Raw genomic sequence first — 23,022 nt, forward strand, 5'->3', positions numbered from 1 at the left:
CGGGCCTAACAGTAGTTGCGAATGCATCGGCTAACCGGTGGATTCCTGGAGCAGTGAAAGAGATCCGTGAACTGCTATCGTCGAACGACGGTCCGCCCGTGATCGCTTTTCAGATGCCTTCCTCGAAGTCTTCGAGCGCGTAGCCCGGCTCGCCGCCGGTGCGGTCGACGGTTTCGTTGGCGAGCAGCCAGTAGACGACCGACAGCGCCCGTCGACCCTTGTTGTTCGTCGGCACGACGAGGTCGACGTTGCTCACGGAGTTGTTCGAGTCACACATCGCGATCACCGGAATCCCCACGGTGACGGCCTCCGTCACGGCCTGCGAATCACCGATGGGGTCGGTCACGACCAGTACATCCGGTTCGATGTAACCGTCGTAATCAGGATTGGTCAGCGTGCCCGGGATGAATCTCCCCGTTCTCGCGCGCGCGCCGATGGCGTCGGCGAACTTCTCGGCCGGGAACCGCCCATACTGGCGCGAGGAGGCCACGAGCACGTTCTCGGCGTCGTAGTTCGCGAGGAAGTCCGCCGCCGTGCGGACCCGGTCGTCGGTCTGGCCCACGTCGAGGACGTACAGGCCGTCCGTGCGCACGCGGTGGATGAACCGCTCCATGTCCTTGGTCTTCTGCTGGGTGCCGATGTGGACACCGGCCCCCAGATAGTCCTCGACAGGAATGAGGAGGTCCGCCTCGTCGGCGGTCATCACGTCCTCGTCGAAGGTCGGACCGGCCTCGTCGGTCTCGGTCTCTTGGTCGTCGCTCGATTCGTCTCTGACGTCTGTGTCGGGGTCCTCGGCGGGATTCGCGCCGGCCTCGCCGGTCGGCTCCTCCTCGATCTCCGCTTCGGCCGCCTCGAGACCCTCTTCGTTGTCGCTCATGCGGTTTCCTCGATTCTGATGAGTTCGTTTAACTTGACTGTTCGCTCGCCGCCGACCGCGCCCGTCTTGATGAACGGGGCGGCCGTCGCCACGGCGAGGTGTGCGATCGTCGCGTCCTCGGTCTCGCCCGACCGATGGGAAATCACCGGTGTGAGACCGCTCTCGACGGCGCGCTCGACGGCATCGAACGCAGCCGACAGCGTGCCGATCTGGTTGGGTTTCACGAGAATCGCGCTCGCCGACCCCGCCTCGATGCCGCGTTCGAGGCGCTCCGTGTTCGTCACGAACAGGTCGTCGCCACAGATCAGCGTCTCACCGACTTGCTCGGTGAGATCGGCGAATCCAGCGAAGTCCTCCTCGTCGAGCGGGTCCTCGACGTAGACGAGGCCGTACTCGTCGGCGAGAGTAGTGATATACTCGACCTGCTCGTCGGGCGTGCGCTCAACGTCGCCGTAGCGATAGACGCCCTCGTCGGCGTCGTACAGCTCCGCTGCGGCCACGTCGAGACCCATGCCGATGGCGAAGCCGACCTCCTCGGCCACCCGCTCGGTGGCTTCGGCGACGATCTCGAACGCTTCCTCGTCGTCGATGGCCGGTGCCCACGCGCCCTCGTCGCCCTTCGCGGCGGGAATCCCTCGCTCGTCGAGGAGGTTCCGAACCTCGTCGTGGACCTGCGCGTTGGCGAACGCCGCGTCCGTGACGCTTGGCGCGCCGACCGGTGCGGCGAGGAACTCCTGGATGTCCGTCGCGTCGACCGCGTGTTCGCCGCCGCCGATGACGTTGCCGAGTGGAGTAGGAAAGTCGTTGCCGCGGAAGGCTCCACCCAAATGCTGGTACAGCGGTGCGCCGAGCGTGTCGGCGGCCGCCTTCGCACTCGCCATCGAGATGGCTACCGCCGAGTTCGCGCCGATCGTCGAGAAGTCACCCGTACTGTCCGCGGCGCGCAACGCGTCGTCGATCGAGCGCTGGTCGCCGGCGTAGACTTGCCCCTCGATGCGCGGGACAGCGTGCTCGCGGGCGGCCGCGATGGCCTCGCCGGCGGGCAACGAGGTCGCCTCGTGAGCACCCGTGCTCGCGCCGCTCGGGGCCGCCGCCCGGCCGAACCCGCCCGACTCGGTCGTGACCTCGGCTTCCACAGTCCTGTTCCCGCGCGAATCGAGTATCTCGCGCAGGCGAATCTCGGTGACGAGCGTCATCGCTCGCCCCGCTTGACCGTGAACGGCAACACGTCCGCGTCGTACTCCTCGGCCGCGATGAGGATGGGTTCGGTACTCTCCGTTCGGACCAGCACGGGTGCGCCGTAGGCTATCTGCAGCGCCCGCGCGCCGATGATGCGTGCCTTTTCATACCTATTGTAGCGTTGACTCGCCATCGACATCACTGATAGGGAGCCACGATGTCCACGAGGTCGGTGTGCGAGACGAGCATGCGCCGACAGCAGTGCCGACTCACCCCGAGGTCGTCGAGCACCTCGCCCGGGTCCTCGCCCTCCTCGACGCGGGACTCGAAGGCTTCCCAGTGCTCGCCGACGACGTTACCACACGTGAAACACCGCACGGGAACCATCATCGTCGTGACTCTTCCATTGCTCCGTTCATGTTAGCGGTAGGACTTCTGATAGCGCGCCCGTGCACCCGGTCCGCCCCACTTTTTCGACTCGGACTGGCGGACGTCGTTCACTAGTAGAGAACGGTCGAACTCCATGTACGCATCCCGGAGTTCGGCGTCGTTTCCGTGCTGGACCAACCCACGTGCGATGGCCGTCCGCACCGCGTCGGCCCGCCCGACCGTGCCACCGCCACGAACGTCCACCGAGATGTCGACGTCCTCGCGCTGTTCGTCGGCGATGCGGAACGGTTCGAGCATTTTCAATCGTGCGAGTTCCGGTTCGGCCAGTTCGACGGGCTGTGCGTTCACGCGCACGCGACCCTCCCCATCCGAAACGGTCGCGCGGGCGATGGCGGTCTTCTTCTTGCCTGATGTGTTTGTTACCATGATAGTTACCACGTGACGTTCGCGCCGAGGTTCTCGCTGACGTCGCCGAGCTGGACGAACTTGATGTTCGAGAGCCGATCCAACGACGTGCCCTCCAGCACTTCCGTGTCGTCCTCGAAGGGATTGCCGACGTAGACCCGGATGCTCTCGAAGGCATCGCGGCCGCGCGGACGCTTGTACGGCAGCATGCCCCGGATCGAGCGTTTCATGATGCGGTCCGGGCGTTTCGGGTAGTACGGCCCGCTGTCGGAGCCGAGTTCGGCACGCTTTTCGAAGACGCCCATCACGTCGTCGTCGCTGCCGGTGATGACGGTCTCTTCGGCGTTGACCACGGCCACCCGTTCGCCGTCGAGGGCGCGCTCGGCGACCTGACTGGCGACGCGCCCGAGGATGCAGTCGCGTGCGTCCACGACGACATCGGGTTCGAACTCGGCGCTCATCGGATCACCCGCACGTTCGAGCCGTCGGGGTTGCGTTCGAGCACGTCTTCGAGTCTGACCGACTCGCCGACCTGTTCGATCTTCGTCTCGGCCGTGCCCGAGAAGTCGACCGCCGCAACAGTGATCGATTTTTGGAGCACGCCGCTCCCGAGGACTTTCCCGGGGACGACGACCGTCTCGTCTTCGTTCGCGTAGCGTTCTATCCGCCCGAGGTTCACCTCGGCGTACGTTCGCCGGGGTTTTTCGAGGCGGTCGGCCACGGCCTGCCAGACGGGGCTATCCCGCTCGCGGGCGGCCGACTGTAACTCGGCGATGAGACTCGTGAGTCTCGGGTTCGTTTTGTTCATAAGTTCTCCCAGAAACCATGCAGGGAGCAGGATTCGAACCTGCGAACTCCTACGAGACAGCGCCCTGAACGCTGCGCCGTTGACCTGACTTGGCTATCCCTGCACGCGAAATCGTCTTGCTTCCGTCCCCACAAATCGGTTTCGGTCGCCGGCACGCCGTACTGGCCGCTCTCTGTGGCCAGCGACGCGGGCGACCGTGACCGGTTCGTGGGGCGATACATCACAGTTGAACGGCCTCGCTCAGTTCGTTCGCGCGCGCTTCGAGCGAATCGACCGCCGCGAGCACCAGTTCCTCGACGCTCATCGAGCCGTCCGTCTCGACGTGGAAGACGAACGCGTTCGGGACGTCCCGCACCTCCATCTCTTTGCCCGGATAGCGCTCGGTGAGGTCGTGGCCGAACTCCTCGGTGGGAATCAACTGGCCGTCCTCTTCGATCACTCCCCGAAGGATGTTCGGTTCCTCCTCGGCGAACTCCTCGCGGTCGCCGACTTCCTCTACCGTCTGGAGATTACGATAGCCGACGGCCACGCCACCCTGATGTTTGGCGTGGGCTTTCCCGGTATCGAGGACGGCCTCGGCCTCGACTTCGAGGCGCTGGCCCTCCTTGAGTTCGATGATGGGGACGTTCTGCTCGGCTGGCTCGACCATCGCGTCCATACTTTGAAGATCGCCCGAGTAGGCCGTGTCGGGCCCCGACACGTCGAGACCGAGGGTGACGCTCTCGCCCACCTCGAACTCGTCGGGCGGTGCGTTCAGGGGCACCATCCCCAGTCGGTGGCCGATCTGCTCGTCGAACATCACCGAGGAGTTCTCGACCATTCGCACCGTATCGATCGAGAGGGTCGGCACGTCCGCGACCATCGCCCGGCGGATGCCGTTGGCGAACGCGGGCGTGATGCCGCGCACGAGGAATCTGGCCTCGCGCTCGTCGCGGTCGACGAACTCGACGTCGTACTCGGTGCTCATCGGTTAGAACCCGCTCGATTTGGGGGCGCGTGTCCCGTCGTGGGGGATCGGTGTGACGTCCTCGATGCGCCCGATCTCGAGACCCGCCCGCGCGAGCGCCCGGATGGTCGCCTGTGCGCCCGGTCCGGGACTCTGCTGAAGGTTGCCACCGGGACCGCGAAGCTTGACGTGCACGCCCTCGATACCTTGGGCGAGCACCTCCTCGGCGACGGTCTCGGCCATCTGCATCGCCGCATAGGGCGACGCCTCGTCACGGTTCTGTTTGACGACCGTGCCGCCGCTCGACTTGGCGAGCGTCTCGGCACCGGTCTGGTCCGTGACGGAGACGATGGTGTTGTTGAACGAGGCGAAGACGTGGGCGACCGCCCAGCGCTCCTCTTCCTCGGCGCTCATTCCTGTCCCTCCGCGCGTTCGGGATGCAACTCATCTTCGAGCGGACTCCGCTCGTCGAAATCGACGTGGTCCTCTTCGACGGTCGCAACCTTCCGCGAGGGAGCCGTCACCCGCGCGTCGCCGACGACGATATGCCCATGTGAGACGAACTGGCGGGCCTGTTTCGGCGTGTTCGCCAGCCCGTTGCGATAGACCACCGTCTGCAGGCGGCGTTCGAGCACGTCGGTGACTTCGAGACTCAGCACGTCGTCGATGCTGTCGGTCTCCGAGAGAACCCCGAGCCGTCGGAGTCGGTCGAGGAACTCCTCGCCCTCGCTCTCGGCCTCGTCGGCGTCGCCCTGGGCGTCGCCGAGCAGTCGTCGTGCCTCCTGGCGGAAGCCACGGAGTTCGGACTGCGCGCGCCAGAGTTCCTCCTTGTTCGCCAGGCCGTAGCGCCCGACGAGATTGGACTCCTCGGCGATGCGCTCGCCCTGGAAGGGGTGGTTCGGCGTCTCGTAGCCTTTGGTGTTGGAGCCGAGGGCCATCTTACTCGCCCTCCGCCTCCTCTTCCATCTCCTCCTGGAGCGCTTCGACGTTCACGCCGATGGTACCCTCGCTTCGGCCGGTGGATTTGGTGCGCTGACCGCGGACCTTCTGGCCGCGCTCGTGGCGCACACCTTTGTAGGAGCTGATCATCTGCATGCGGTTGATGTCCTGCTGGCGCGTCAGTGAAAGGTCGTTGCCAACCTCGTGGGTCGCCTCGCCCGTGAAGTAGTCCTTCGGGCGATTAGTAAGCCACGCCGGCACGTCCGACGCGAACTCCTCGACGTGCTCAACGATGGATTCCACATCGTCGTCGTCGAGTCGGCCGAGGGTCGCCGTGCGGTCGATGTTCGCCTGTTCGGCGATGATGCGAGCGGTGCGCCGGCCGACGCCGTTCATGCCGGTCAGCGCGCGCTCGACGCTTTTCGTCCCGTCGAGGTCGGTTTGGCCGATGCGGACGAAGTAACGGATGTCCTCCTCCTCTTCGTCCTCGGCCGGTGTGTCTGGGTCTTCTGCACTCATTGATGGGTCCTGAGCGTCGTGGCGGGGATTCGAACCCCGGAGGCTGTGCGCCACAGAGTTAGCAACCCTGCGCCTTGGGCCAGGCTTGGCTACCACGACCCGTTTCGTAGGTGCGCCCTCACGGACTCGGGGGTCAGCCCCCTACAGTACGTCGTATGCACTCTATCCCGACGCGGGTATTTAAGAACAACGAACCGCCCCGGCGCGGGTCCCAATCCTTATCGCTCGCGCAAGGTTGGGTTCGGCATGAACGAATCCGACGTGCGCTCGCTGCTTGCCGAGGTCGAGGACCCCGACCTCGGCACGGACATCGTCTCGGGGAACCTCGTCAACGAGATCCGTATCGAAGAGGGCGTCGCCCACGTCTCGCTCGCACTCGGTGCACCCTACTCGCCGACCGAGAGCGGTATCGCGGCCCGCGTGCGCGAGGTACTCGATGCAGAGGGGATCGAGAGCGAACTCACCGCCGCTGTCGAGCGCGACGAGGAGGTGCTGCCGGGCGTGAAGAACGTCATCGCCGTCGCCTCGGGCAAGGGCGGCGTCGGCAAGTCCACCGTCGCCGTGAACCTCGCGGCCGGTCTCTCCCAACTCGGCGCGCGCGTCGGCCTGTTCGACGCCGATATTTATGGTCCGAACGTCCCGCGGATGGTCGGCTCCGACGAGCGCCCGCAGGCCACCGCCGAGGAGCAACTCATCCCGCCCGAAAAGTACGGCATGAAACTGATGAGCATGGACTTTCTGGTGGGCGAGGACGACCCCGTCATCTGGCGCGGCCCGATGGTCCACAAGGTACTGACTCAGTTGTTCGAGGACGTCGAATGGGGCGCGCTCGATTACATGGTCGTGGACTTGCCCCCGGGAACCGGCGACACGCAGCTCACTCTCCTCCAGAGCGTGCCGATTGCGGGCGCGGTCATCGTCACCACTCCTCAGGAGGTGGCCATCGACGACGCCCGGAAGGGATTGGAGATGTTCGGTAAGCACGATACTCCTGTATTGGGTATCGTCGAGAACATGAGCGGGTTCGTCTGCCCGGATTGTGGCAGCGAGCACGACTTGTTTGGAAGGGGCGGCGGCCGCGAGTTCGCCACCGACGTCGATATGCCCTTCCTCGGCGAGATACCGCTTGACCCGCGCGTGCGGGAGGGCGAGGATGGTGCACCACTCGTCCTCGGCGAGGGCGAGGCCGCCGAGGCACTTCGGGAGTTCACCGCAACCACCGCGAACAACGTCGGCATCGTCCACCGAAACCGGCGACGAGAGTAGCTCAGACCGATGCGACGTCCAGTTCCTCGAAGCTCCAGAGTCGGATCTTCGCCTCCACGAGGTCGCGCTGCTCGCTCAGGTCGTTCTCGTCGAATTCTTCGATGACCCGACGGCTCTCCCGTCGCATGCGTGCTTCGAGATCGGTCTGGTCGGGTTCGTCGCGCACGTCGTTGAGCAGCGCCTCGAAGTCCTCGCGGATGTCGAGGGCGGCCCGAGCGGCGTTACAGCGCGCGAGCGGGTTGAGACCCATGTCGAGCACTAGTTCGCGCACGAGTCCCCAGTCGTTCGCACAGAAGTGGATCGACACCTCGCCGACGATGTCGCGCCAGGCGATCGGCCCCGAATTCTTCATGAGTTGGACGGCGCGTGGGGGCAGATCGATGCGCGCAGTCGTATCGGTATCGCCGCAGAGACAGCAGGGTTGCTCGGTCTTGCCGGTGTACACGGTATCGGTAGGGACCGAGAAAGGATGTGTCCGCCGCTTGCGGCACTCGACGCGGTGAAGGGAATCGCTTAACAGCGCGCACAGGACAGCACAGGTATGAACGATGGCGAGCGCCGACGGCTCGTGACGCGCAACACCGCCGAGATCGTCACCGACGAGGAACTCAACGAGTTGCTCGACGGTGATCCCACGGTGTATATCGGCTACGCGCCGACCGGTGAGATGCATATCGGCCACTTCACGACCATCCGCAAACTCGCGGACTTCCTCAGGGCAGGTCTCGACGTCACAGTATTGATCGCCGACCTCCACGCCCACCTCGACGACGAGAAGAGTCCCTTCGAGCTGCTCGACGCGCGCACGGCCTACTACCGCGAGGCGATCGAGGGGATGGTCGCGGCGGCCGGTGCCGATCCCGACGAGATCACGTTCGTCGAGGGCCGCGAGTTCGAACTCGATGCTGACTACTCGCTCGAACTACTCAGGATGGCCGCCGACACCACCATCTCGCGGGTGCAGCGCGCCGGCAGCGAGGTCGTCCGCCAGTCCGAGAACCCCAAACTGGGCGGTCTCATCTACCCGCTGATGCAGACCCTCGACATCGACGCGCTCGACGCCGACATCGCCTACGGGGGGATCGACCAGCGTGGCATCTACATGCTCAGCCGCGAACTGTTCGCCGACCGGGGTGAAGAACCTCCAGTCTGTGTGTTCGCGCCACTGCTCGCGGGGCTTTCGGGCGGGAAGATGAGCGCCTCGGACGCGACCTCGAAGGTCAATCTCACCGACGATCCCGATACCGTCGCCGAGAAACTCCAGGGCGCGTACTGCCCGCAGGGCGAGGTCGAGGACAACGGCGTGCTCGAATACATGGAGTTCCTCGTCTTTCCGATTCTCACCGAGCGCGACGAGACCTTCGAAATCGAGCGTCCCGACGAGTACGGCGGCGATCTCACCTACGAGAGCTACGACGATCTCGAAGCCGACTTCGCGAGCGGCGACCTCCATCCACAGGACCTGAAGAACGCCGCCGCCGAATACGTCTCGACCGTTATCGATCCCGTTCGCGAGCACATCGACGCCGACCGATTGGCCGAGGCCTACCCCGAGAAGGGCGACTGATCCGCGGGACTGGCCTACCGCCATGCGCCGGCGCGGGCAAACGATTCAGGTGCGACCGGCCCCTTCGTCAAGCATGGCTCCAGCAACGCCCGGCATCCACCACGCTACCGCGATCGCCGGCGACCCCGACGAGAACGTCGCCTTCTTCCCCTGGACCGGCGACGGCCGCCCCGGCGCGTTCGGCGCGGGCCAGACGCGGACGGTCGCCTACCGGACTCCCGAGGAATCCATCGATTTCTGGGCCGAGCGACTGGTCACGAAGGGTATCGACTACGAGCGCACGGAGCGCAACTGCCCAGCTTTAACCGGCCGCCGGTCGATAGTGACTGAGAATGGACGATAGTGATCAGGGCATCCCGTCGCGCGTCACCGAACCGTTCCGCTTCGCGTACGACGCCCCGAGACTCCGGTGTGGCCGCCACAGCGCCGACGAGTTGGGCGAAGAACTCGCGGCCCAGGGTCTCGAACGCGCGCTCGTCGTCAGCGGGCGGACCGTCGGCACGACATCGGCCGTCATCGACCCCGTCAGGGAAGGTTTGGGCGAGCGCCTCGCGGGCGTTTTCGCGGAGACGACGCCCGAAAAGCGGCTCTCGACGGCCGCCGCCGGAGCCGAGCGAGCGCGCGAACTGGACGCCGACTGCATCGTCGCGCTCGGCGGCGGCAGCAGCCTCGACGCCGCCAAACAGGTGAGTGCTCTCGTCGCGCGTGTGGCCGCGACGGACGACGATCCGGCGACCGTGTACGACGCCGCAGGAACGGAACTCGCCGAGACGGGAACGCTCGCCGTGCCAGAGGCAGCCATACCGATCGTTGCGGTGCCGACGACGCTCGCGGGGGCCGACGTCTCGCAAGGTGGCGGCATCACGGCGACGCCCGATGGCGGACTCGTCGCCGAATCAGTGGCTGGCGGTCTCTCGGACCCCAAACTGCTGCCGACGGCCGTCGTCGCCGACCCCGCGCTAATCGCCACGACGCCCGACGACGTGCTCGCCGCCTCGGCGATGAACGGCTTCGACAAGGGTATCGAGACGCTGTACGCCAGCACGGCGACGCCGGTGACCGACGCCACCGCCGTCCGCGGGCTCTCGCTCTTCCAGGACGGGCTGCTCGCGTTCGGTGACGGCATTCACGACCCGTGGGTCTTCGACGCGCTTGCTCGTGGCAGCCTGCTCGTCCAGTACGGCATCTCGCGGCCCGACGCGGGCACGCTCTCGCTGATCCACGCCCTCGGCCACGGCCTGACACGCGGTTATCCCGTCCAGCAGGGGGCGGCCCACGCCATCGTCGCACCCCACGCCCTCGACTACCTCTTCGAGCGCGTCGACGGCCGGCGGGACCTACTGGCCGAGGCGCTCGGCGTGGCCGACGTTAATGACCCGACCGACGCCATCGTGACCGCCGTCGCGGACGTTCGGGACGCGCTCGGGCTGCCGACGCGGCTCCGGGACGTCGATGGACCGGAACCCGAGGAGTTCCCGGCGGTCGCCGAGGACGTCCTCGCCGATGGTTTCATCGCGAACGTGCCCACCGGACTGGACCCGACGAGCGAGGGAATCGAGGCGATACTGGCGGCTGCGTGGTAGCCACAGCGGTTCGAGGCATCGCATCAACCCCACCCGGAACGCTGCTGTCGATGGAGGAGGGCGTTCAGTCGCGCGCCGGCGTGTACGCCTCGTTGTAGTCCACACAGTCGTGGAGGCCGTCCTGCTCGAAGCGCTTGATGTGGCCGCCGACGACGTAGAGCGTGCCGTCGATCACCCCCGAGGTCGCCCCGCCGCGGAGGTGGGTCGGCTCCGGGAGGTCGGTCTCGAAGCTATCGGCGACGGGATCGTAGCGGTGGGCGATCGGTTTGTACCGCTCGACCGTCGATTCACCCTCCCAGAACATCCCGTGGGTGAGATAGGCCTGGCCGTCGATGATCGGGTTCGAGTGGGTCGCGTAGGTGCCCGATCGGGGGAGGGGTTGTGCGCGCTCGAACTCCTCGCGCTCGAAGTCGTACCTGAAGTTCGAGTCGGTCGGCCCGGTCGTTCCCGACAGCCCGCCGATGGCGTGGAGATACTGTTCACCATCGACCGACAACAGCGCGACCGTCGGCCAGCGCTTGGCTTCGGGCATCCGCGCGAGGTCCGCGTCGGCCACCTGCTCGGCCTCGGGATCGAACGTCCAGAGTCGGTGCTCGTCGTAGGTTCCCGGCACGTCCTCGCCGTCGAAGCCGTGATCGGTGGCGGTTTCGGGGTCGTGTGCGCCGGTGCCCCCGCCCACACAGTAGATCAGTCCGTCCTGTGGATTGTACACCCCGCCCATCACCCAGTTCGGGTACGGACAGCGGGCCGTGAGTGCCGTCCAGCCGTCGCCGGGTCGGTAGCGGAAGATCGCGTCCGACGGCGAGCCGCCCTCGTAGGGCGCGTCGGTGGGCGCGCCGCCGAAACTGTATAGTGTATCCTCGGTCGCCACGCCACAGGGACCCCACAGTTGTTCGGGAAGGTCCGGCAGTCGCTCCCACGACCCATCGGCACCCGCCGTCGGGGCGTAGGCGAAGGTCCGCGCGACTGCCTCCAGCCCGACGCCGGTCTCGATGCCGCCGAAAAAGTGGAGTTTGCCGTCGAGTACGCCCCCACCCGCATCGCTCCCGACGACCGGCAACGGAGCCTGCTCGGTCCAGCCGGTCGCGGACGCGGCGGCGGTCGTGGTGGGTTCGGCGGTTCGGGTCGGCGCGGGTTCGGACGTTCGCGTTGTGGCTGTCGCTTCGGGCGTTCGGGTTGCGGGCGGGTCGGCCGTCGCATCCGTCGCGGTGCGGTTCGCCGTCCGTGTGCCAGCCGTGGTCGGCGTTGCAGCCGTTTTTGCGGGTGTCGCGGCTGGCGCAGTCGTGGGTATCGACTGTTCCTGTGTGGTGGGGCGCGTTTGCTGGCTCTCAGAGGTCCTGTCACCGGTCGTCTTCTCGGATTCGGAACTATCCGTTCCACCGCCGAACAGACAGCCAGCGCTCGCGCCGAGCGCGCCGACGCCGAGCACACGCAGCGCCGCTCTGCGTGAGCGACGCGGTCGGTCGTCTCGGTCGCCCACGCTCAGGCCGCGTCCTCGTCCTCTTCGATGAGTTCCGGGTCCGAAAGCGCGCTTTCGAGGCTTCCGAGACCGTTCAACCACTCGGCGACGGGACCGTAGCCGACGTCCTCGACGAGCTCGGGGTCGAGCGTCGCGCCGTCGACGATGCGCGTACCGGCGCGCGCACAGTGTTCGAGCGCGTCGTCGAACTCCTCGTCGGCTTCGGCGGCGCTCGCGGCGTCGAGATGGCTCTCGATGGCTTCCTCGTCGGGCCCTTCGACGACGTACAGTTCGGCCGTATAGAAGACACAGATGAGCGACGTCTGGACGCCGTCGACCAGCAAGAGCGTCTCCTCGTCCTCGATGTCGACGTCGGCGAGCACGATGTCACGGGTGTCGGCGAGTTCCTTGAGCGCCATCTCCTCGTCCAGCTCCCCGTCGTCGTAGGCGGCGATGATCTTCGTGACGGCGATGGCCGCGTCCTCTTGGAGGTTCCAGAGCAGTCGGGCGGCGTCCTCGTCGTCGGGGTCGAGGTCGGTCTCGCGCAGGCGGTCGAGCCAGTTCTGCCAGCGCTCTTCGGTGTAGAACTCGTCGGGGGGTGCGCTCATACCCGCTTCGAGCGCTTTGCTGTTGATAGGCCTTTTCGTTACCCGAGCGTCTCGATACCGTACACCTTCCGTGGCGTCTCGACGTGGGCGGTTCGCACCGCGTCGTCGAAGCCCTCCTCGCACAGCCACCGCACCCGCCGCGGAACGGTTTTGGGTCCCAGCACGGCCCCCGGGCGCTCGGGATCGTCGATGAAATCGGTCTCCATCAAAAAGAGGTCACCCCGCTCGGCGGCTTCTTCTAACCGACTTTTCTCGCTCATTACACTTGGTATCGGCCCAGCGAGTCGTCCGCCAGCGTAGTGTTTGACCACTCGATGTGAAGGCAGGCCGCGCTCGTCGGCCCAGTCGGTGATCTCCGTGAGGTCCTCGCTCGCCTCGGTGTGGAGTTGGACCGCACAGTCGTACTCGGTCCCGAGCGCGAGCGCGTGTTTCAGGACTCTGTTCGAGGCGTCCCAGATTTCGTCGGGGACTTCGTAGTGCGGTCGGCCGGATTTCAGCGCGAGCGCTTTCGAGGGAACGTACTCGGCGGCGATGTCGAGACCCGCCCGCATCAGTTCGCCGGCGGCGTCGGGATCGAACCCGCGCTCGGTGAGTCGGGTGACGAGTCCCGGATGCACGCCCAAAACGGGCCACGCCCGTCCATCCAGAATCTCGCTGGCCTCCCTGACGACGTCGATGGTGGTCTCGAAGGCCGCTCGAAAGTCCGCGGGTTCCTCGACGTCGACCCCGAGCGTCCACGAGGGTTTGTTGACGACGAGCAGATGGGTGCCGCCAGCGCGCGCGAAGTCTTTGACGGCCTCGATACCCCGACCGTGGTCGGGATCGAGATGGAGATGGTTGTCGAGAACCGGTGTGTCGAAGTCCATACCCGTTCTCTGTGGGTGCCGCCCCAAATCGGTTACCTATTCGAGCGTCGCGCTGTCGTGGGCCGCGTTGCGCAGCGCGTCCGACCGCCCGTGTGCGCCGGGCGCGATGGCGAACGTCTCGACACCGCGACGGGCGGCGTGTTCGAGCACCGGCTTGAAGTCCGTATCGCGCGAGGCGATCGTCAGAACGGTGAAATCGTCGATGGCGGCGGTCGCGTCGACCGCGAGTTTCACGTCGACGTCGCCACTGGTGATGCAGACTTCGAACCCGCGGGCCTCGGCGGCCTGAATCAGTCCCGGCGTGGCGTGTTCGTCGAGATACAGCCGGGCGACGGCGAGGCGACCGCGTTCGGCGGCGAGCGCGCGGACGTCGTCGAGGTCCACGTCGAACTCGCTTCTGAGCACGTTCGGGCCGTCGACGAACAGTCCAACTGCTGGCTCGTCGCTCGATTTCGACACCGCCTCGCGGAGCCGCTCGCGCATACGCCGGCTTCCGCGAGGACGGACAAAGCCGTGCCGGTGTACGGTCGAGGGCGAGCACTCACGGTCCATCGACGAGTAACGTGTATCGAGGTATATTGCATTATTTATTTAGTAAGATTTAACTCGATAGGATGTGCTCGTGTGGACGCATCATGGTTGAGAAACCCACACTCGACCGGCGAACGGTACTGAAAGCACTCGGCGCGGGGACGCTGTTTTCCGGGATGGGCGTCGCGTCGGCGGCTCCCGGTCGTCAGCCCGGCCCGAAGAAAGACGAGATCCTCGTCGGCGTCTCGACGTCGACGAGCGATATGGAGGCGACTGTCAAACGGGCCGTCCCCGGCAACGCACGCATCGTCCACAGAAACGAGACCCTTAGCTACGTGGCGGTGCAGTTCCCGAGTCAGGCCCCCGACCACGCGAAGGAGAACTTCGTCGACGCGATGACGAAAAAGGACGAGGTGAAGTACGCCGAGTCGAACGCGACCCATCAATCGCTCGCCACGCCGAACGACCCGCGCTTCGCCGACCAGTACGCGCCCCAGCAGGTCAATGCACCCGCGGCGTGGGACACTACGCTCGGCGACGCCAACGTGACGGTCGCCGTCATCGATACGGGGGTGCAGTACGACCATCCCGATCTGGCCGGGAACTTCGGCTCCGAGAAGGGGAAGGACTTCGCCGACAACGACGGCGACCCGTATCCCGACGTGCCCGCAGACGAGTATCACGGCACGCACGTCGCCGGCATCGTCGCCTCGAACACCGACAACGGAACCGGTGTGGCCGGCATGGGCAACTCCACACTCCTGTCGGGGCGTGCACTCGACGAGGGCGGGTCGGGGTCGACCGCCGACATCGCCGACGCCATCGAGTGGGCCGCCGACCAGGGTGCCGACGTCATCAACATGTCGCTCGGCGGGGGTGGCTACACGAACACGATGAAAAACGCCGTCTCGTACGCCCAGTCGAACGGCTCGCTGGTCGTCGCCGCGGCGGGGAACAACGGGACGGGGAGCGTGTCGTACCCGGCGGCGTACAACGAATGTCTCGCCGTCTCGGCGCTCGACTCGAACGAGAACCTCGCCTCCTACTCGCAGTACGGCAACGAGATCGAACTCGCCGCACCGGGTTCGGACGTGCTCTCGACGACGACCGAAACCCGTGGGAGCTACGAGAAGCTCTCGGGCACGTCGATGGCGACGCCAGCAGTTTCGGGCGTCGCGGGGCTGACGCTCGCCCAGTGGAACCTCACCAATAGTGAACTCCGAAGCCACCTGAAGAACACGGCGGTCGATGTCGGACTTCCCGCCGACGAACAGGGGTCGGGCCGGGTCGATGCCGCCAATGCGGTCTCGACTGATCCCGGAAGCGGCGATGGCGGCGGTGGTGGTGGCGGAGGCGGTGATGGCGGAACGTCGACGAGCACGTCGGTCGACGGCTCGCTATCGAGTTCCTACGACTCGAAGTGCTGGTCGTACGGCTTCGAGTACGGTTCACCGTCGCAGGTCGTCGTCGAGATCGACGGGCCGGCGAACGCGGACTTCGACCTCTACGCGAACGACGGGACCGGTTCGTGTCCGACGACGGGCAGCTACGACTACCGCTCGTGGACGCCGGACAGTCAGGAGACGATCACCATCGACAGCCCGGACACGTCGAGCGCGCTGTACGTGCTCGTGGACTCGTACTCGGGCGGCGGGAGCTACACGCTGACCATCACCGAGACCGCCTGACCGTCCTGTCGGACTCACGCTCGCCACACCCATCGCCAGCAAGGTGGATATTGAAGTTCTCGGGTCCCGAAAGACGGGGTATGAGCGAGGACGACCCACACGAGCGCGACGTCACGCTCGCAAAGGAAAAAGAAGAGGAAGAGAACGAGAGCGAGGAGGCGAAAGAGGCACGCGAAGAGGAGGCCGAGCGGGCCCGCGAGGAAGCCGCCGAGGGCGAGGTCGACGTCGAATCCGAAAAGCGGGAAGCAGCCGCCCGTGAGGCCGAGAACCCGGACAACCACCGCGACGAACCGCCACACAGCAGCTAATACGGTTAGCGGCGGTTCGTATTACTTTTCGGCGGCACTCCGAAGCGTATCGAGGAGTTCCTCGTGTGCGTGGCCGTTCGAGGCGACCAATCCGTCGCTGTCGTGACGCCACGGCTGGCCCGCGAGGTCGGTCACGCGCCCGCCGGCCCGGCGAATCATGTGCGCGCCCGCGACCGTATCCCACGGGCTCATCCTCGTCGTGGCGACGGCGGCGTCGAACGAACCGCCAGCGACCGCCGCGAGCGTCGCTTGCGCGCAGCCGAATCGACGGATATCGCCGAAACACTCGGCGAGCGCGCCCACCGTGGTTCCGAAGTCCCCGCCGAGGAGGATCGGCGCGACCGCGAACGTCTCGGGGTCCTCGCGCGCGCTCACGCGAACCGGGTTGCCGTTGAGCGTCGTCTCCTCCCCGTCGGCGAGATACGTATCGCCGAGTGCCGGAAACACCGTGGCCGCCGCGACCGGTTCGCCGTCGGCCACCGCTGCGACGCTGGTTCCCCAGACTCGTAACCCGCGGACGAAGTTGCTCGTCCCGTCGATGGGGTCGATGATCCACGCCGGCCCGTCCTCTGGCACGGTCTTCCGGGCATCCGACTCCTCGCCGACGATGGCGTCGTCCGGAAATCCCTCGCGGATGCAGTCGACGGTGCGACGCTGGGCGGCGCGGTCGGTTGCGGTGACGAGGTCGGTTTTGTCCGATTTCGTCTCCACCGAGAGGTCGCCACGGAACGCTTCGAGCGCGACGCTCGCGCCGACGTCGGCCGCTCGTGTCGCGCACTCGGCCCGGGTCTCTGTCATGACGGACGCGACGACGCCGGGGAGTAAAAATCGGTCGCCGGAAGCAAACCATTAGACCCCGCGGCGCGAGGCCCCGGTATGACGCTTCGCACACCGCCGCTTGCCAGTAGCCACGAGGCCCGCGACGCAACGGTCACGGAGTTCGGCGGCTGGGAGATGCCCGTCGAGTTCGACTCGATCCGCACCGAACACGAGAGCGTCCGCGAGCGGGTCGGCAAGTTCGACGTCTCGCACATGGGCGAGATCGTCGTATCCGGCCCCGACGCCGACGAACTGATGAACCGACTCACCAGCAACGACGTGCGCGCGGTCGACGCCGGCGGGGCCCAGTACGCGGCTATCACCGATTCCGAGGGAGTGATCCTCGACGACACGATGCTGTACCGACTGCCCGAGAGCCACAGTGATGAGTTCCTGTTCGTCCCGAACGCGGGCAACGACGTCGCGATGGAAGAGCGGTGGAACGCCCACCGCGAGGAGTGGAATCTCGACGCCACGGTCGAGAACCGGACCGAGGAGTACGCGATGATCGCGGTCCAGGGACCCGACTCGGCCGACCTCGTCGCCGAGGCGACCGGCGACGATGCGCTCGCGGAGCTCCCGAATTTCACGGCGACCGATGCGACGATTGCCGGGAGCGAGGGGCTGCTCGCGCGCACGGGCTACACGGGCGAGGACGGCTTCGAGGTGATCTTCCCGTGGGCGGATGCAGAAGCGGTCTGGGAGGCGTTCGACTGCCAGCCCTGCGGGCTCGGCGCGCGCGACACGCTGCGCATGGAGGCCGGACTGTTGCTCGCCGGCCAAGACTTCGACAGTGACGAGAACCCGCGCAACCCCTACGAGGCGGGCATCGGCTTCGCGGTCGACACCGATACCGAGTTCGTCGGTCGGGACGCGCTCGCGGCGGTCGAGGAGTCGGGACCCGACGAGCGACTCGCGGGCTTCGAACTCGACGAGCGCGCGGTGGCCCGCCACGGCTACGAGATTCGAAACACCGAGGGAGAAGCAATCGGCACGGTGACCAGCGGGACGATGGCTCCCTACTTGAACACTCCAATCGGGTTGGGCTACGTGCCAACGGAGTACACCGAGCCGGGAACCGAGGTCGCCGTCGTCGTTCGCGGCGAGGCGAAAGATGCACATATCAGGGCGCTCCCCTTCTACGAACGATGAGCTTCGACGTTCCCGACGACCGCCGGTACATGGAGAGCCACGAGTGGGCCAGCGCGGATGGAGACACTGCCCGGGTGGGTATCTCCGATTTCGCACAGGACGAACTCGGCGACATCGTCTTCGTCGAGTTCCCCGACGAGGGCGAGGAAATCTCCCACGACGAGCAGTTCGGCGTAGTCGAGTCCATCAAGGCGGTGTCGGACCTCTACTCGCCCGTCTCGGGCACCGTGAGTGCGACGAACGACGACCTGCTCGACACGCCCGAACTGCTCAACGACGATCCCTACGGCGAGGGCTGGATGCTCGAAGTCGACCTCGGCGACGACAGTGGTATGGACGAACTGCTGAGCGCCGACGAGTACCGCGACCAGATCGAGTAATTCCCCGAGACCGACGGTCTGATATGGGCCGCGTTCGGACCGTTCGATAGCAGATGTCCGCATACAGCACGGGAGGACGGCGATGAGTGAGACCGGCCGGGGAAGCCCGTTCGCGCCACACACCGACTCCGAGACGGCGGCGATGCTCGATGCGGTCGGGGTCGATAGTGAAGCGGCGCTGTTCGACATTCCGGAAGAGGTTCGCTTCGACGACGAGTTCGGCATCAGACCACGAGACGAGCGCGAGATCAGACGGGAGGTACGGCTCCATCTCGACCGCGACGACGACCTCACGGAGTTTCTGGGTCGCGGCCACTACGACCACTACGTGCCCTCGATGGTCGATCACCTCGCCGACCGCTCGGAGTTCCTCAGTTCCTATACGCAGTACCAGCCCGAGGTCGCGCAGGGATTCCTCCAGTCGCTGTTCGAGTACCAGTCACTACTGGTCGAACTCACGGGACTGGAGATAGCGAACTGCTCGATGTACGACGGCGCGAGCGCGCTCGGCGAGGCTGCGACGCTCGCGCTGCGGGTGCGCTCGGTGGATGGCAATCGGGTACTGATACCGGAACTGCTCGCCGAGGGGCGGCGCGCAGTCCTCGAAAACTACCTCGCCGGCACCGATGCCGTCGTCGAAACGTACCCGATGGACGACGGCAACGCCGACTGCACTGAACTCGAAGCGGTGCTCGACGACGACTGTGCGATGGTCTACGCCGAGAATCCGACCGTCAGAGGCACCATCGAGGAAGGTCTGGAAGAGATCGGGGACCTGGCCGACGAGCACGGCGCACTGTTCTGTCTCGGTTCGGACCTCGTGGCGCTCTCGCTACTCGAAGAACCGGCACGTGTCGGGGCTGACGTGGTGGTCGGCGACGCGGCGCTCGGACTGGGTGCGAGCGGCGGGTTGGGTCTCGGACTGTTCGCCACACGTGAAGAATTCCTCCGGCAGGTTCCGGGGCGGCTGGTCGGTGCGGGCGAGGACAGTAGTGGTAAACGAGCGTACACGCTGACCCTCCAGACCAGAGAGCAGCACATCCGGCGCGAGCGCGCGACCTCCAACATCTGCACGAATCAGGCGTGGGTGGCGCTCAGGGCCGCCATGCACGCCGCATGGCTCGGTCCCGACGGACTGGTGAATCTCGCCGAGGACTGTGTGACGAACGCGAGCGACCTCGCCGAACGGCTGGACGACGTCGAGGGTGTGGACGCGCCGGCCCACGACCGCCACCACTTCCGGGAGTTCGCCGTCCGCACCGACCGGCCGGCGGCAGACGTCAGAAAAGACCTCGAAGGCGAGGGCTTCGCGGTCCACGCCATCGACGAGCATCTGGTGCAAATCTGTGTCACCGAGACGAACACCGGGCAGACCGACGATCTCGTGGACGCCTTCGAGGTGGTCGCATGAAACACGGTCGGACGCTCCGCGTCCTCCCCGCCTCATGCTCACCACGGAGGTTCGCATGAGATACGACCAAGCCCGGTGGACGCGCGAGGACGGCGACGGGAGCGAGGACACCTACGAACCGCTGCTCGCCGAGAAGCGCTCGGCGGAGGTCGCGGTCGAGGACGGACCGCTGCCCGACGACCTCACTCGCGAGTCGGTCGACCTCCCCGACCTCTCGGAGCCGGAACTCGCCCGCCACTACACGCGCCTCTCACAGATGAACTACGGCGTCGAGAGCGGGCCGTTCCCGCTCGGCAGCTGTACGATGAAGTACAACCCGAAGTTCACCGAGGACGTGGCGGCGCTGCCGGGGGCAGGGATCCACCCCGCGCGCTCGGCGGCGAGCACGCAGGGCACGCTCGAACTCCGCCATCACCTCCAGTCGTATCTCGCGCGTATCGGCGGCATGCACAGTGTCACCCTCCAGCCACCCGCCGGGGCCGCCGGCGAGTTCACGGGGATCCTGGTGGCGAAAGCCTACCACGAGGAGCACGGCAACGACAGAAACGAGATCATCGTCCCCGAGAGCGCTCACGGCACGAACTTCGCCAGCGCGGCGCTCGCAGGGTACGACGTCGTCTCGCTGCCGAGCGCCGAGGACGGTCGCGTCGACGTGGAGGCGCTCGAAGCGGCGGTAGGAGACGACACGGCGGCGCTGATGCTTACCAACCCCAACACGCTTGGACTGTTCGAGCGCGACATCGAAGAGATCGCCGACATCGTCCACGACGCCGGGGGACTGCTCTACTACGACGGCGCGAACCTCAACGCGCTCTTGGGTCGTGCGCGACCGGGCGACATGGGCTTCGACGTGATGCACTACAACGTCCACAAGACGTTCGCCACACCCCACGGCGGCGGTGGACCGGGTGCCGGGCCGGTGGGCGTCGTCGAGGAACTCGCCCCCTACCTCCCGACGCCACAGATCGGAGAATCCGATGGGGAGTACGAGCGCGTCGAGCCGGAGCACTCGATCGGGAAAGTGCACGAGTTCGACGGCAACTGGCTCGTATTGCTCAAGACCTACGCCTACATCGCCCGGCTCGGCGATTCTGGACTTTCAGACACGAGCGCGAAAGCCGTGCTGAACGCGAACTATCTCGCCAGCCAGATCGACTACGAAATCCCGTTCTCGCCGTTCCACCACGAGTTCGTCGCCAGCGCCGGCCGGGATGCGGCCGACGTCGCAAAGCGCATGCTCGATTACGGCGTGCATCCGCCGACGACGAAGTGGCCCGAAATAGTGGACGAGGCGCTGATGACCGAACCGACCGAGGCCGAAAGTCGGGCCGCGCTCGACCAGCTCGCGCGCGCGTTCGACCGGGCGGCCGCCGACAGCGACGAGGCGCTCGAAACCGCGCCCGAACGGACCGCGGCGGGCCGCATCGACCAGGCGGACGCCGCCCGGAACCCGCGGCTGTCGTGGCAGGCGCTGTTCGAGGAGTAGTTCACAACTCATCACCGAGTGAGCCGCTGTGTTGCTAAGGTTTAGTAGCGCTGCGGTCGGCGGTTGGTATATGACCGTCGTCAGTGTCTCGATGCCCGAGGAACTGCTGAACCGAATCGACGAGTTCGCCGACGATCACGGCTATACCGGGCGCAGCGAGGTGATCCGTGACGCCGCGCGTGATCTTCTCGGGGAGTTCGAGGACGCACGACTCGAGGAGCGCGAACTCATGGGCGTCGTCACGGTGCTGTTCAACTACGAGACGACGAGCGTCGAGGAGCGACTGATGCACCTGCGCCACGAACACGAAGCACTCGTCGCCGCGAACTTCCACAGCCACGTCGGCAACCACTACTGCATGGAACTGTTCATTCTGGATGGCTCCTTGGAAGCGATCTCGGCGTTCGTCGGGAAGATCCGCGCGACGCAGAACACCCTCAGCGTGGATTATTCGGTGATGCCGGTCGACGACTTCGCCGGTCCGCTCGCCGACAGCGAGTGAGCGGTGACGGTCCGTGACAGTCGTCATGGAACATCGACCCCGGCCAGATAGATTTATGTGGTCGTGTCACAGTAGTACATAGTATGCCAGCGTGTCCGCTCTGTGGCGAGACCGTCTCCGAAGGACGGCCGCGCCACCGCGTCACCCTCGAGATCGAGGACACGACGCGCTCGACGAAACAGTTCATGGGTAACGAAGCCGAGGTCAAACGCTACTGCATCGACCGGCAGCTCTGTCCCGACTGCTGGGACGACCTGCGCACGAAACTCTCGTAACGGCTCTTTTCACGACGCTCGTTCACGGCGCGGACAGCCGCGCGTGCGTGCCGCCGGGCAGCTCTCGCTCGCTCGCGCTAACTATTGTACTGGTAGTTGGTAACAACGCAAATACGATAGCCCCCCAAAGCCGTTTCCATGGCTGCTAACCGTTATTATCGCCCAAATCGAAAAATATGATTGTATTTAGCACATAGGCGATGAAATAAGATTTTTATTATTCGTGTAGGATATATTCGAAAATATTCATATTCGAGGGGCGCATGGGTGTAATCGTCATGTCCGATGACCAACTCCGAACGTACCTGCAACGCCACCCGAAAACGCTCGCCGCGCTGTTCAGCCTGACCGTGCTGCTGTCACAGATGGGATCTGTGGCGGCCAATCATACCGGTATAGCTGGCCCGTAGCTTAGAGAGATTCAAGATCAACGCTCTGACTCCATCGTAGCCTCCCTTGTATTAACAAGGGGATGTTCTCAAGCGAGAGGAAACTTGCAAGTTCGTTCTTAGAGATGCTGAACGATTCAATGATCCCAGCTGAAATATAGTGTTCTGAGTTGCCGCCGATTTCTGGTCGTACGATACTTCCAATACCTGCCCGCGAAGTGGGGTAGGCTTTGTATCTTACCTCAAATAAGCCATCATTTCGTTCAATTTCACACAAGTTCGGATGGAAGTGCGCAACCTGCGCAATCGCTAATCCACCATCACCAACCACCAGATATTCATCGCCCATGATGCTCTCGCCGCGGGCGATGTCGAGCGCAGCGCGCAGCGGGAACCCGGCGTTGAGCAGGCGTGCGAGCGCCCGCCCCATCTTGATGCCCTCGCTATTGAGGATGTCCGAGAGGGTGACGATCCCGCCGATGGCTCCACCCTCGATGAGCGCCATCCCCTGTCGATACGATTGGCAGGCGTTCAGCAAGAAGGCGTCCATCCCCACTGAATCGAGTTCTCGTGCGTCGAGGCGGCCGTCGGCACACGCGAACCCCTCGCTATCGACGTGGCCGCCAGGTCGACGTAAAACCATTACCCCCGCAGACAACGCCGCCAATA

Annotated in this window: 30 protein-coding genes, 2 tRNA genes and 1 pseudogene; 13 read left to right on the forward strand and 20 right to left on the reverse strand. The window is 65.6% G+C overall.

All coding sequences use genetic code 11. From position 1 onward, the window contains the following. Window positions 1–109 precede the first annotated feature (109 nt). The 13 genes from rpsB to ACP97_RS07965 form a co-directional block, all read right to left on the reverse strand. Window positions 110–877: a 30S ribosomal protein S2 gene (rpsB, locus tag ACP97_RS07905; RefSeq protein WP_049997293.1), complete on the reverse strand. Its 768-nt coding sequence runs from the start codon at window positions 875–877 to the stop codon at window positions 110–112. Further along, a complete protein-coding gene (eno, locus tag ACP97_RS07910; RefSeq protein WP_049997294.1) occupies window positions 874–2,073 on the reverse strand; it encodes a phosphopyruvate hydratase in 1,200 nt (399 codons plus the stop codon). The genes rpsB and eno overlap by 4 nt, the downstream gene beginning before the upstream one ends. Continuing rightward, on the reverse strand, window positions 2,070–2,249 hold the full coding sequence (locus ACP97_RS07915) for a DNA-directed RNA polymerase subunit K (protein WP_049997329.1): 180 nt from the start codon (window positions 2,247–2,249) through the stop codon (window positions 2,070–2,072). The genes eno and ACP97_RS07915 overlap by 4 nt, the downstream gene beginning before the upstream one ends. A 5-nt stretch (window positions 2,250–2,254) precedes the next feature. Next, window positions 2,255–2,446, reverse strand: a complete 192-nt coding sequence (locus ACP97_RS07920; protein ID WP_049997295.1) for a DNA-directed RNA polymerase subunit N — start codon at window positions 2,444–2,446, stop codon at window positions 2,255–2,257. A gap of 30 nt (window positions 2,447–2,476) precedes the next feature. After that, the gene (locus ACP97_RS07925) at window positions 2,477–2,872 is read right to left on the reverse strand and encodes a 30S ribosomal protein S9 (protein ID WP_049997296.1); all 396 of its coding nucleotides are present in this window, start codon (window positions 2,870–2,872) and stop codon (window positions 2,477–2,479) included. A gap of 5 nt (window positions 2,873–2,877) precedes the next feature. Continuing rightward, window positions 2,878–3,312, reverse strand: coding sequence for a 50S ribosomal protein L13 (locus ACP97_RS07930; protein ID WP_049997297.1), 435 nt, complete (start codon window positions 3,310–3,312; stop codon window positions 2,878–2,880). Continuing rightward, complete coding sequence (locus ACP97_RS07935; RefSeq protein WP_049997298.1) at window positions 3,309–3,659, reverse strand: 50S ribosomal protein L18e; 351 nt, start codon at window positions 3,657–3,659, stop codon at window positions 3,309–3,311. Before ACP97_RS07935 ends, ACP97_RS07930 begins: the two co-directional genes overlap by 4 nt. A gap of 18 nt (window positions 3,660–3,677) precedes the next feature. Beyond that, window positions 3,678–3,762, reverse strand: a tRNA-Leu gene (locus tag ACP97_RS07940). A gap of 117 nt (window positions 3,763–3,879) precedes the next feature. Further along, window positions 3,880–4,626 (reverse strand): DNA-directed RNA polymerase subunit D, encoded by a 747-nt coding sequence (locus ACP97_RS07945; protein WP_049997299.1) that lies wholly within the window; start codon window positions 4,624–4,626, stop codon window positions 3,880–3,882. Between the two features lie 3 nt (window positions 4,627–4,629). Beyond that, window positions 4,630–5,019, reverse strand: coding sequence for a 30S ribosomal protein S11 (locus ACP97_RS07950; protein WP_049997300.1), 390 nt, complete (start codon window positions 5,017–5,019; stop codon window positions 4,630–4,632). After that, window positions 5,016–5,543 (reverse strand): 30S ribosomal protein S4, encoded by a 528-nt coding sequence (locus ACP97_RS07955; protein WP_049997301.1) that lies wholly within the window; start codon window positions 5,541–5,543, stop codon window positions 5,016–5,018. Before ACP97_RS07955 ends, ACP97_RS07950 begins: the two co-directional genes overlap by 4 nt. Window position 5,544: 1 nt before the next feature. Then, window positions 5,545–6,063 (reverse strand): 30S ribosomal protein S13, encoded by a 519-nt coding sequence (locus ACP97_RS07960; protein ID WP_049997302.1) that lies wholly within the window; start codon window positions 6,061–6,063, stop codon window positions 5,545–5,547. 14 nt (window positions 6,064–6,077) lie between these two features. Further along, window positions 6,078–6,162: transfer RNA gene (locus ACP97_RS07965), tRNA-Ser, on the reverse strand. 147 nt (window positions 6,163–6,309) lie between these two features. Here ACP97_RS07965 and ACP97_RS07970 point away from each other — a divergent pair. Next, a complete protein-coding gene (locus ACP97_RS07970; RefSeq protein WP_049997303.1) occupies window positions 6,310–7,329 on the forward strand; it encodes an Mrp/NBP35 family ATP-binding protein in 1,020 nt (339 codons plus the stop codon). Between the two features lies 1 nt (window position 7,330). Here ACP97_RS07970 and ACP97_RS07975 read toward each other — a convergent pair whose 3' ends face one another. After that, window positions 7,331–7,774, reverse strand: a complete 444-nt coding sequence (locus ACP97_RS07975; RefSeq protein WP_049997304.1) for a hypothetical protein — start codon at window positions 7,772–7,774, stop codon at window positions 7,331–7,333. Between the two features lie 96 nt (window positions 7,775–7,870). Here ACP97_RS07975 and ACP97_RS07980 point away from each other — a divergent pair, with 96 nt between their 5' ends. From ACP97_RS07980 to ACP97_RS07990, 3 genes are all read left to right on the forward strand, one after another. Beyond that, entirely contained in the window at window positions 7,871–8,896 is a 1,026-nt protein-coding gene (locus ACP97_RS07980; protein WP_049997305.1) for a tyrosine--tRNA ligase, read from the forward strand. A 73-nt stretch (window positions 8,897–8,969) separates the two neighbouring features. Beyond that, the gene (locus ACP97_RS07985) at window positions 8,970–9,239 is read left to right on the forward strand and encodes a VOC family protein (RefSeq protein WP_049997306.1); all 270 of its coding nucleotides are present in this window, start codon (window positions 8,970–8,972) and stop codon (window positions 9,237–9,239) included. Further along, window positions 9,229–10,479 (forward strand): iron-containing alcohol dehydrogenase family protein, encoded by a 1,251-nt coding sequence (locus ACP97_RS07990; RefSeq protein WP_049997307.1) that lies wholly within the window; start codon window positions 9,229–9,231, stop codon window positions 10,477–10,479. The genes ACP97_RS07985 and ACP97_RS07990 overlap by 11 nt, the downstream gene beginning before the upstream one ends. A 64-nt stretch (window positions 10,480–10,543) precedes the next feature. Here the strand turns inward: ACP97_RS07990 and ACP97_RS07995 are convergent, their stop codons facing one another. From ACP97_RS07995 to ACP97_RS08010, 4 genes are read right to left on the reverse strand one after another with little or no spacing between them, the layout of a single operon-like run. Beyond that, entirely contained in the window at window positions 10,544–11,959 is a 1,416-nt protein-coding gene (locus ACP97_RS07995; protein ID WP_049997308.1) for a Kelch repeat-containing protein, read from the reverse strand. A 2-nt stretch (window positions 11,960–11,961) separates the two neighbouring features. Next, window positions 11,962–12,546, reverse strand: coding sequence for a DUF2150 family protein (locus tag ACP97_RS08000; RefSeq protein WP_049997309.1), 585 nt, complete (start codon window positions 12,544–12,546; stop codon window positions 11,962–11,964). Between the two features lie 38 nt (window positions 12,547–12,584). Further along, the gene (locus tag ACP97_RS08005; protein ID WP_049997310.1) at window positions 12,585–13,412 is read right to left on the reverse strand and encodes a TatD family hydrolase; all 828 of its coding nucleotides are present in this window, start codon (window positions 13,410–13,412) and stop codon (window positions 12,585–12,587) included. Window positions 13,413–13,448: 36 nt separating this feature from the next. After that, window positions 13,449–13,895 (reverse strand): NYN domain-containing protein, encoded by a 447-nt coding sequence (locus tag ACP97_RS08010; protein ID WP_049997311.1) that lies wholly within the window; start codon window positions 13,893–13,895, stop codon window positions 13,449–13,451. Window positions 13,896–14,047: 152 nt separating this feature from the next. On the opposite strand from ACP97_RS08010, the gene ACP97_RS08015 reads away from it, so the two are divergent. Further along, the gene (locus ACP97_RS08015) at window positions 14,048–15,631 is read left to right on the forward strand and encodes a S8 family serine peptidase (RefSeq protein WP_049997330.1); all 1,584 of its coding nucleotides are present in this window, start codon (window positions 14,048–14,050) and stop codon (window positions 15,629–15,631) included. 80 nt (window positions 15,632–15,711) lie between these two features. Continuing rightward, window positions 15,712–15,939, forward strand: a complete 228-nt coding sequence (locus tag ACP97_RS08020; protein ID WP_049997312.1) for a hypothetical protein — start codon at window positions 15,712–15,714, stop codon at window positions 15,937–15,939. A gap of 21 nt (window positions 15,940–15,960) precedes the next feature. Here ACP97_RS08020 and ACP97_RS08025 read toward each other — a convergent pair whose 3' ends face one another. Further along, window positions 15,961–16,737, reverse strand: coding sequence for an inositol monophosphatase family protein (locus ACP97_RS08025; RefSeq protein ID WP_049997313.1), 777 nt, complete (start codon window positions 16,735–16,737; stop codon window positions 15,961–15,963). A gap of 78 nt (window positions 16,738–16,815) precedes the next feature. Here ACP97_RS08025 and gcvT point away from each other — a divergent pair, with 78 nt between their 5' ends. From gcvT to ACP97_RS21020, 7 genes are all read left to right on the forward strand, one after another. Continuing rightward, entirely contained in the window at window positions 16,816–17,910 is a 1,095-nt protein-coding gene (gene gcvT, locus ACP97_RS08030) for a glycine cleavage system aminomethyltransferase GcvT (protein WP_049997314.1), read from the forward strand. Beyond that, the gene (gene gcvH / locus ACP97_RS08035) at window positions 17,907–18,290 is read left to right on the forward strand and encodes a glycine cleavage system protein GcvH (protein ID WP_049997315.1); all 384 of its coding nucleotides are present in this window, start codon (window positions 17,907–17,909) and stop codon (window positions 18,288–18,290) included. The genes gcvT and gcvH overlap by 4 nt, the downstream gene beginning before the upstream one ends. A gap of 82 nt (window positions 18,291–18,372) precedes the next feature. Next, the gene (gcvPA, locus tag ACP97_RS08040) at window positions 18,373–19,701 is read left to right on the forward strand and encodes an aminomethyl-transferring glycine dehydrogenase subunit GcvPA (RefSeq protein ID WP_049997316.1); all 1,329 of its coding nucleotides are present in this window, start codon (window positions 18,373–18,375) and stop codon (window positions 19,699–19,701) included. Window positions 19,702–19,756: 55 nt separating this feature from the next. Beyond that, window positions 19,757–21,187 carry an aminomethyl-transferring glycine dehydrogenase subunit GcvPB gene (gene gcvPB, locus ACP97_RS08045; RefSeq protein WP_049997331.1) on the forward strand — a complete coding sequence of 477 codons (1,431 nt, stop codon included), beginning with the start codon at window positions 19,757–19,759 and terminating at the stop codon, window positions 21,185–21,187. A 70-nt stretch (window positions 21,188–21,257) separates the two neighbouring features. Then, window positions 21,258–21,689 (forward strand): nickel-responsive transcriptional regulator NikR, encoded by a 432-nt coding sequence (locus tag ACP97_RS08050; RefSeq protein WP_049997317.1) that lies wholly within the window; start codon window positions 21,258–21,260, stop codon window positions 21,687–21,689. Between the two features lie 83 nt (window positions 21,690–21,772). Beyond that, window positions 21,773–21,964 carry a hypothetical protein gene (locus ACP97_RS08055; RefSeq protein WP_049997318.1) on the forward strand — a complete coding sequence of 64 codons (192 nt, stop codon included), beginning with the start codon at window positions 21,773–21,775 and terminating at the stop codon, window positions 21,962–21,964. Window positions 21,965–22,242: 278 nt separating this feature from the next. Continuing rightward, the gene (locus ACP97_RS21020; RefSeq protein WP_272913438.1) at window positions 22,243–22,374 is read left to right on the forward strand and encodes a DUF7503 family protein; all 132 of its coding nucleotides are present in this window, start codon (window positions 22,243–22,245) and stop codon (window positions 22,372–22,374) included. 1 nt (window position 22,375) lies between these two features. On the opposite strand, the pseudogene ACP97_RS08060 reads toward ACP97_RS21020, so the two are convergent. Next, window positions 22,376–23,022, reverse strand: a pseudogene (locus ACP97_RS08060) (hypothetical protein); the annotation flags it as partial.

The organism is Halococcus sediminicola (genome assembly GCF_000755245.1).
GTDB classification, from domain to species: domain Archaea; phylum Halobacteriota; class Halobacteria; order Halobacteriales; family Halococcaceae; genus Halococcus; species Halococcus sediminicola.